The 8,090-nt window shown below is 73.1% G+C and carries 10 protein-coding genes; 3 read left to right on the top strand and 7 right to left on the bottom strand.

Annotated elements, in window-relative coordinates; genetic code table 11:
• Both ACTHMS_RS12290 and ACTHMS_RS12285 read left to right on the top strand, forming a co-directional pair.
• On the top strand, positions 1-348 hold a 348-nt coding region (locus tag ACTHMS_RS12290), incomplete at its 5' end, for a metallopeptidase family protein (protein WP_440306952.1).
• Positions 345-1,313, top strand: a complete 969-nt coding sequence (locus ACTHMS_RS12285; protein ID WP_440306951.1) for a hypothetical protein — start codon at positions 345-347, stop codon at positions 1,311-1,313. The genes ACTHMS_RS12290 and ACTHMS_RS12285, both read left to right, overlap by 4 nt.
• Positions 1,314-1,369: 56 nt before the next feature.
• Here the strand turns inward: ACTHMS_RS12285 and ACTHMS_RS12280 are convergent, their stop codons facing one another.
• Complete coding sequence (locus ACTHMS_RS12280; protein ID WP_440306954.1) at positions 1,370-1,615, bottom strand: WhiB family transcriptional regulator; 246 nt, start codon at positions 1,613-1,615, stop codon at positions 1,370-1,372.
• A 195-nt stretch (positions 1,616-1,810) separates the two neighbouring features.
• Positions 1,811-2,716 (bottom strand): LysR family transcriptional regulator, encoded by a 906-nt coding sequence (locus ACTHMS_RS12275; protein ID WP_440306950.1) that lies wholly within the window; start codon positions 2,714-2,716, stop codon positions 1,811-1,813.
• 59 nt (positions 2,717-2,775) lie between these two features.
• Between ACTHMS_RS12275 and amaB the strand changes: the two genes are divergently transcribed.
• Positions 2,776-4,296: an L-piperidine-6-carboxylate dehydrogenase gene (gene amaB, locus ACTHMS_RS12270; protein WP_440306949.1), complete on the top strand. Its 1,521-nt coding sequence runs from the start codon at positions 2,776-2,778 to the stop codon at positions 4,294-4,296.
• 91 nt (positions 4,297-4,387) lie between these two features.
• On the opposite strand, the gene ACTHMS_RS12265 is transcribed toward amaB, so the two are convergent.
• The 5 genes from ACTHMS_RS12265 to ACTHMS_RS12245 all read right to left on the bottom strand — a co-directional run.
• Positions 4,388-4,816 (bottom strand): pyridoxamine 5'-phosphate oxidase family protein, encoded by a 429-nt coding sequence (locus tag ACTHMS_RS12265; RefSeq protein WP_440306953.1) that lies wholly within the window; start codon positions 4,814-4,816, stop codon positions 4,388-4,390.
• 145 nt (positions 4,817-4,961) lie between these two features.
• A complete protein-coding gene (locus ACTHMS_RS12260; RefSeq protein ID WP_440306948.1) occupies positions 4,962-5,135 on the bottom strand; it encodes a CsbD family protein in 174 nt (57 codons plus the stop codon).
• Positions 5,136-5,251: 116 nt separating this feature from the next.
• Positions 5,252-6,106 carry a transglutaminase family protein gene (locus ACTHMS_RS12255; RefSeq protein WP_440306947.1) on the bottom strand — a complete coding sequence of 285 codons (855 nt, stop codon included), beginning with the start codon at positions 6,104-6,106 and terminating at the stop codon, positions 5,252-5,254.
• A gap of 55 nt (positions 6,107-6,161) precedes the next feature.
• A complete protein-coding gene (locus ACTHMS_RS12250) occupies positions 6,162-7,100 on the bottom strand; it encodes an alpha-E domain-containing protein (protein WP_440306946.1) in 939 nt (312 codons plus the stop codon).
• Positions 7,094-8,090 (bottom strand): circularly permuted type 2 ATP-grasp protein (locus tag ACTHMS_RS12245; protein ID WP_440306945.1); only part of this gene is annotated, 997 nt, incomplete at its 5' end. The genes ACTHMS_RS12250 and ACTHMS_RS12245, both read right to left, overlap by 7 nt.

The raw sequence follows: 8,090 nt of genomic DNA, 5'->3' as shown, positions 1-8,090 counted from the left end.
GAGGTCTTCGACGACCTCGTGATGGACGCGGTCGAGGAGCTCGAGGCGGCCTGGGCCGACGAACTGGCCGGCGTCGAGTTCGCCGTCGAGGAGGTGCCGCCGACCGGCGAGGCGCCGGACGAGCTGGCCTACGACCACGACGCGATCGTCGACCGCGGCGTTCCCCTCGGCCGCCTGTTCCGCACCGGCGTCCCCGGCATCGCCCGCCCGACGATCGTCGTCTACCGCCGCCCGGTCGAGGCGCGCGCCGTCGAGCGCGACGACCGTGGCGACCTCGTCTTCGCCGTCGTGGCCGAACTGGTCGCCGAGTACCTCGGCCGGGACGTCGACGAGATCGACCCGCCGTGAGCCGCGCCCGGCTCCCCCGGCGGCTCGTGCGGATCGCCGGGGCGGGGCTGGTGCTGGCCGCCTGCACGTCCGCCGCCTCGCCACCCCGGCCGCAGCACGCCACGGGCAGCCACGGTGTCGACGCCGCCGCGGTCGGCGGCGCGAGGATCGCCGGGTGCCCGCTGTTCCCGGCCGACAACGCGTGGCGCACCGACATCTCGCGCTTCGCGGTGTCGCCCCGGTCGGCGGCGTGGGTGCGCAGCATCGGCGCCACGACCCGTCTGCATCCCGATTTCGGGTCGAACCCGTCCTACGGCATCCCGTACGTGGTCGTGCCGGCCACGCAGCCGCGCGTGCCGATCCGGTTCACCGCCTACGGCGACGAGAGCGACCCGGGGCCCTACCCCGTGCCGCTCACCGCCCGCGTCGAGGCCGGTGGCGATCGGCATGTACTGGTCGCGTCCCGGAACTGCCATCTCTACGAGTTGTACGGCGCACGCCGGACGGTGCACGGCTGGGCGGCCGACTCGGGCGCCGTCTTCGACCTGCGGTCCGACCGGCTGCGGCCCGCCGGATGGACGTCGGCCGATGCGGCCGGGCTGCCGATCCTGCCGGGCCTGGTGCGTCCTGACGAGATCGCGGCGGGCCACATCGACCACGCGCTGCGCTTCACGGTGAGCCGCACGCAGCGGGGTTGGATCCTGCCGGCGCGGCACCAGGCCGGCTCGACCGGTTCGCCGGACGTGCCGCCGATGGGGGCGCGATTCCGGCTCAAGGCGTCGTTCCCGCTGCGCGGCTACACCGGCGCGGCGTTGGTCATCCTGCGCTGCCTCAAGCGGTACGGCATGTTCGTCGCCGACAACGGCTCGAACTGGTACCTGAGCGGGGCGAGCTGGCGCGGGTGGGACGACGCGAACCTCGACCAGCTCAAGCGGGTGCCCGGGTCGGCCTTCGAGGCCGTGGCCACCGGCGCCGTCCACCACTGACGGCACGGACGAGCCCCCGGGACGGGCAGCCCCGCCGACGGGCCGATGCAGCAGGGTCAGACCGCCCGGCGACGCAGGCGGCGCCGCTCGCGCTCGGACAGGCCACCCCAGATGCCGAACCGCTCGTCGTGCTCGAGGGCGTACTCGAGGCACTCGCTGCGCACCTCGCACCCCGTGCAGATGCGCTTGGCCTCGCGGGTCGAGCCGCCTTTCTCGGGGAAGAACGCCTCCGGATCGGTCTGGGCGCAGAGCGCGCGCTCCTGCCAGCCGGCCTCGTCGGGCAGGCCGAACAGGTCGGCCAGCTCGTCGGCGGGGAGATCGTGGGACAGCTCGGTCACGGCGTCCTCCAAAAGAACGGGGGGTGTGTCCAGCGGGGGGATGAGCGGCCTTGCGAAGAAGGACACGTCTGAAATTACACGCGTGTCGTTCCGCGCTGTCAAGGGGGGGTCCTGCTACATCGGCGGGTCGGGCCGGAGGTCCCGAACCCCCGGACGGCGTCAGCGGCCCGCGCGACGCGCCGCCTGCTGCAGTGCGGCGAGCACCGTCTGGACGGCCGGCCGGGACGCGACGCTCACCCTCGTCACCGCGACGAGACGACGGCGCATCGCCGGGTCGACCGCCGCGCGAGCGATCCCGTCGACGTCGGCCGCGACCGAGCGCCGCGGCAGCAGGGTGATGCCGTGCCCGTCCGCGACCGCGCGCGCGAGCAGCAGCATGTCGTCGGTCTCCCAGCTGACGTGCGGCTCGAACCCGGCGGCCCGGCAGGCGACCCGCACCGCACGGCCGCAGGCGGCGTCCTCCGGCGGCAGCACCCAGCGTTCGTCGCCGAGCCGGGCCAGACGCCGCGGCGGTCGGCGCGAGGTGGGGTGCACCAACACCAGCGGCTCGTCGCCCAGCGGCGTCGTGCGCATGCCCTCGGGCAGGGCGAGGGGCACACCGTCGTACTCGTCGACGATCGCGAGTTCGGCGTCGCCGGCGAGCAGGCGGGCCAGCGACGACGCCGGCTCGGCCGCGGCGACGACCACCTCGAGACCCGGCGCCTCGTCGCGCAGCGCGCCCACCGCGGCCGACACGAACGTGGCGGCCGCGCTGGCCACCGCGCTGACGGCGACCACGCCGCCGACGGTGCCGGCGAGCCGCTCGACATCGGCCCGGGCGGCCTCGAGCACGTCGGCCACCTCGCCCGCGCGGGCGGCCAGCAGGCGGCCGGCGCCGGTGAGCGCGACGCCGCGCGGCGACCGGTCGAGCAGGGCGAGGCCGGTGTCGCGCTCGAGGGCGGCGATCTGCTGCGACACCGCGGACGCCGTGAGTCCCACCTCGCGCGCAGCGGCGGCGATGCTGCCGCGCAGGCCGACCTCGCGCAGCAACCGCATGCGGGTCACGTCCAGGCCGGTGGTGGGCATAAGCGCAACTTACGGCATAGAGTGACAGCCGTAAGTCCGCCGACCTGTGAGGAATCGCCATGACCGTCCCGACGCACGACGCCGTGCTCGACGAGACCCGCGCCGTGCTGTCGCGCCTCGGCGTGACGCTGCCCGAGGGCGGCGACCTGGTCGCCCGCTCCCCCATCACCGGCGGCGAGCTGGCGCGGCTGACCGCGCACACCCCCGAGCAGGTCGGTGAGCTGGTCGGCCAGGCGGCAGCGGCATTCACGACGTGGCGCAGCGTGCCCGCGCCCGTGCGCGGCGCCCTCGTGCGCGAGCTCGGCGAGCTGCTGCGCGAGCACAAGGCCGACCTCGGCGCGCTGGTGAGCATCGAGGCGGGCAAGATCCGCTCGGAGGGCCTCGGCGAGGTGCAGGAGATGATCGACATCTGCGATCTCGCGATCGGTCTGTCGCGTCAGCTCACCGGGCTCACCATCGCCAGCGAGCGTCCGGGCCACCGGATGATGGAGCAGTGGCACCCGCTCGGTGTCGTCGCCGTCATCAGCGCCTTCAACTTCCCCGTGGCGGTGTGGTCGTGGAACGCCGCGCTCGCCTTCGTCTGTGGTGACCCGGTGGTGTGGAAGCCGTCGGAGAAGACCGTGCTCACGGCACTGGCGTGCCAGGCACTGTTCGACGAGGCGGCCCGTCGCGTCGGCGCGCCGGCGGGGCTGTCGTCCGTGGTGCTCGGCGACGCGGCCGTCGGCGAGGCGCTCATCGACGACCATCGCGTCGCGCTGGTCAGCGCGACCGGCTCGACCCGTATGGGCCGCGCCGTCGCCCCGCGCGTCGCCGCCCGCTTCGGCCGCACCCTGCTCGAGCTCGGCGGCAACAACGCCGCGATCGTCGCGCCGTCGGCCGACCTCGACCTCACCGTCCGCGGGCTCGTGTTCTCGGCCGCAGGCACCGCCGGGCAGCGGTGCACGACGTTGCGCCGCGTCATCGTCCACGAGTCGATCGCGGACGAGCTGGTGCAGCGTCTCGCCGCGGCCTACGGGTCACTGCCGATCGGGTCGCCGCTCGCCGAGGGCACGCTGGTCGGCCCGCTCGTGGACGCCGCCTCGTACCGCGGCTACGCGGACGCGCTCGAGAAGGCGCAGGCCAACGGCGGCACGGTGGTCGCCGGTGGCGAGCGGGTGCTGGCCGACGAGGCGCCGGACGCGTACTACGTGCAGCCGGCCATCGTCCGCATGCCGACCCAGTCGGACATCGTGCGGGCCGAGACCTTCGCGCCGATCCTCTACGTGCTCACCTACACCGACTTCGACGAGGCCATCGAGCTGCACAACGCCGTGCCGCAGGGGCTGTCGTCGTCGATCTTCACGCTGAACCTGCGCGAGGCCGAGCGTTTCGTGTCGGCGGCCGGAAGCGACTGCGGCATCGCCAACGTCAACATCGGCCCGTCCGGTGCCGAGATCGGCGGGGCGTTCGGCGGCGAGAAGGAGACCGGCGGCGGCCGCGAGAGCGGCTCGGACGCCTGGCGCAACTACATGCGCCGTGCGACGAACACGATCAACTACTCGACCGAGCTGCCCCTCGCCCAGGGCGTCGAGTTCGGCTGAGCCGCCGTCCGTGATGCGGCTTTGCGCCGCCACCTGACGGTTCGGACGCGTCCGGCCGACAGCTGGGGGCGCAAACAGGCCTCGGCGCGGGTCAGAGGTCGGCGAGCTTGCGGAAGTCCCAGCTGCTGATCTTCGTCGGGGTCACGCGCAACCACGCGTGGCGACCGTCGTGGAACATGTCGTCGCCGCCCATGTACTTGCGGGCGAAGTGGCGTTCGATGTCGGCCAGGGCAGGGTCGTCGCCGCCGGTGCGGGGCACGTCGCCGACGATCTCGACGGTGCCGTTGATCTCGACACCGCGCAGCTCGAAGTAGTCGACGCCGGCGTCGACGACGACACCGATCCGCGGGTCACGCTGCAGGTCGGCCCAGCGCTGGCTCTTCACGATCGAGTACAGCCACAGCGACGTGCCGTCCCAGCCGAACCAGAGCGGCGTGGCGTGCGGGCCGTCGGGGCTGATCGTGGCCACGCGGCAGGTGCGCTCGTCGGCCAGGAACGCGTCGCGCTCCGCGTCGGTCATCGCGATCTTGCGGCCGCGCCGCTGCTGCTTGGGTGCCGTCACGCTTCGGCACCCTAGCGGCGGGCGTCATGCCGCGCGCACCCGGACGCAGCACGGCCCCGCGTCCCGAGGGGGACACGGGGCCGTCGCCGCGTTCGCGCGGGCGTCAGTGCTTGAAGGCGTCCTTGACGTTCTCGCCGGCCTGCTTGAGGTCCGACTTCGCCTGGTCGGCCTTGCCCTCGTTCTCGGTCGAGCGGTCGCCGGACACGCGGCCCAGGGCCTCCTTGGCCTTGCCCTCGACGTCCTCGATGCTGTTCTTGATCTTGTCAACGGCGCTCATGGAACTCTCCTCTGTTCGGCGTCCTTCGCGTACACAGAGGAGGTACCCGAGCGTGCCGAGGCGATAACTGTGGGCCCGACGAGACCGCGCTCACGCCCGATGATCACCGTGCGTGATCAGGCGACGCGGTGCAGGTCGACCCGGACGGTGAGGTCGGTCGAGCTGTGGCCGCCGGCGACGATGCCCTTGATCGGCGGCACGTCGGCGTAGTCGCGGCCGGTGCCGACGAGCACGTGCCGGTTCGCGACCTCGATGAGGTTGGTGGGGTCGAAGGCCACCCAGCGTCCGAGCCACCACTCGACCCAGGCGTGGCTCTCGCCCTCGGCCGACTCCCCCACGTCCGGGTCGTGCGACGGGTAGAGGTAGCCGGACACGTACCGCGCCGGCAGACCGACGTGCCGCAGTGCGCCGACCACGAGGTGCGCGTAGTCCTGGCAGACGCCCACCCGCGAGGCCCAGGCCTCGGACGCGGGCGACTGCACCTGGGTGACACCCGATCGGTAGGTGAGCGCGTCGTGCACGGTGGCGCTGATCTCGCGCGCCGCGGCATCCGGGGAGTGCGTGCCGGCGAGCTCCTCGGCGCGGGCCGCGAGATCGTCGGGCACCTCGGTGAGGCGCGTCGGTGCGAGGAACTCGCACCAGCGGTCGGCGACGGATGCCGCGCGCACGACGTCCCAGCCGAGGGCGTCGGCCGGCTCGCGCCGCGACGCGTTGATCTCGACGACGCTGGTGGCGCGGATGTCGAGCGAGCGGTGTGGCTGCGTGGCCTCGACGATGCGCACCTGCGTGCCCCAGTAGTCGACGTAGCGGTGCTGGTAGGTCACCGGCTCGACCTGCAGGTTGAAGTCGAGCGGCGCCTGCCACGGCACCAGCTTCGGCGTCAGCCGCGTCTCGTTGAACGAGGCGCCGACCGCGTGGTCGTAGGCGTAGTGCGACGTGTGGGTGATGCTGTACCGGACGGGACCGCTCATCCGGGGCCCCCGCGGAATCGTGGAGCGCCTTGTGCGGAGCGATTTCGTGGGGTGGTCATGACACAGCGTCCCAGCTCAGGACGACGCCGTGCGGGAAGTAGCGCTGTGCGATCGCGTCCGAGGCCATCGAGCACGAGCTCTGGACGCGTCCCATCACCTCGTAGACGTCCTCGAGCAGCTCGGCGGGCGCGGCGTACTCGAGCTCCGACCTGATCATCCCCAACACCCGTTGAGCCTGGCTGCCGATCGACCCCGTGCGGTTCGACTGGGCCGGCCCGTGCAGCGCGGCGAGGTCCTCGAGGCAGCGCTCGGCCCGGGTCAGCGCGCTCCTCAACGAACGTGGGAACAATGGGTCGAGCAGCAGGAACTCGGCCGAACGGCGCTCGTCGAGCGAGCCGCGCGCGCTGCGCAGGAACGCCTGGTACGCACCGCAGCTCTGCAGCAGCGTCACCCACGAGGGCCCGGCGGGGCCGGCCAGCGCCCGGGCGGCCGCGAGCCGCGCGATCATGTCGGCACGCTCGATGCTGCGGCCGAGCACGAGGAACTGCCAGGCCTCGTCGCGCGAGAGCGTGCTGTCGGCGACGCCGTTGAACGTCGCCATGCGCTCGCGCACCCAGGTCAGGAACGCGTGCGGGTGAGCCCGCCGGCCGGGGCGCGACGCCTCGTGCCAGGTGACGTTGATGTTCTCCCAGAGCTCGGCCGAGATCACCTCGCGGCTGCGTCGGGCGTTCTCACGGGCGGCCGCCACGGCCCCGAGCACCGAGGCCGGCGTCGTGGCGTCCCAGGCGAGCGTGTCGAGCACCTCGGCCCGCCCGACGGAGTCCGCCGGCTCGTGTCCCATCGCCGACAGCAGCGACGCACACACGACGTCCTCGGGTGCCCACGGATCCTCGAGCAGCAGGCTGAGGTGCACGTCGACGATGCGACTGGTGTCCTCGGCGCGCTCGACGTAGCGGCCGATCCAGTAGAGCGACTCGGCGATGCGGCTCAGCACGACGTCCCCTGCTGCTGTTGTTGCTGCTGCTGTTGCTGGTAGCCACCGTCGTCCGACCGGTCGACGGCGGGCAGCGGCGCGTAGGCGAACGGCGGCGCGGCCTTGATCGGCGGCGGGGTCGGCTTGCGCGCACCCGAGAGCACCCACGTGTCCTTCGAACCGCCGCCCTGGCTGGAGTTGACGACCAGCGACCCCTCCGGCAGCGCGACGCGGGTCAGCCCCCCGGGCAGCACCCAGACGTCGTCGCCGTCGTTCACCGCGAACGGCCGCAGGTCGACGTGCCTGGGCGCGACCTTGTTGCCGACGAGCGTGGGCACCGTCGACAGCTGGACGACCGGTTGCGCGATCCACCCGCGTGGATCGTCGATCAGCCGCGCGCGCAGGGCGTCGAGCTCCTGCCTGGACGCCTGCGGTCCGATGACCAGCCCCCGCCCACCCGCGCCGTCGACCGGCTTCACGACGAGCTCGTCGAGCCGGTCGAGCACCTCCTCGAGCGCACCCGGGTCCTCGAGGCGCCACGTGTCGACGTTCGGGAGCACCGGTTCCTCGTGCAGGTAGTAGCGCACGAGGTCGGGCAGGTAGGTGTAGATCAGCTTGTCGTCGGCGACGCCGTTGCCGACCGCGTTGGCGATCGTCACGTTGCCCGCGCGGGCGGCGGTCAGCAGGCCCGGGCAGCCGAGCATCGAGTCGGCGCGGAACTGCACGGGGTCGAGGTACTCGTCGTCGACCCGGCGGTAGATGACGTCGACGCGCCGCTCACCGGAGGTGTCGCGCATGCGGACGACTCCGCCGGCGCTGACCAGGTCGCGGCCCTCGACGAGTTCGACGCCCATGGCGCGTGCCAGCCAGGCGTGCTCGAAGTAGGCGCTGTTGTAGACGCCCGGGGTCAGGACGACGACGTTCGGGTCGACGACGCCGGGCGGGGCCGCGGCGCGCAGCGCGGCGAGCAGCCGCTGCGGATAGTGCGACACGGGACGCAGCCGCACCCGG

Source organism: Jatrophihabitans sp., assembly GCF_051960575.1.
GTDB lineage: Bacteria > Actinomycetota > Actinomycetes > Mycobacteriales > Jatrophihabitantaceae > JBQCEE01.
The sequence above is the reverse complement of the archived record's forward strand: the minus strand, read 5'-3'. Positions and strand labels throughout refer to the sequence as shown.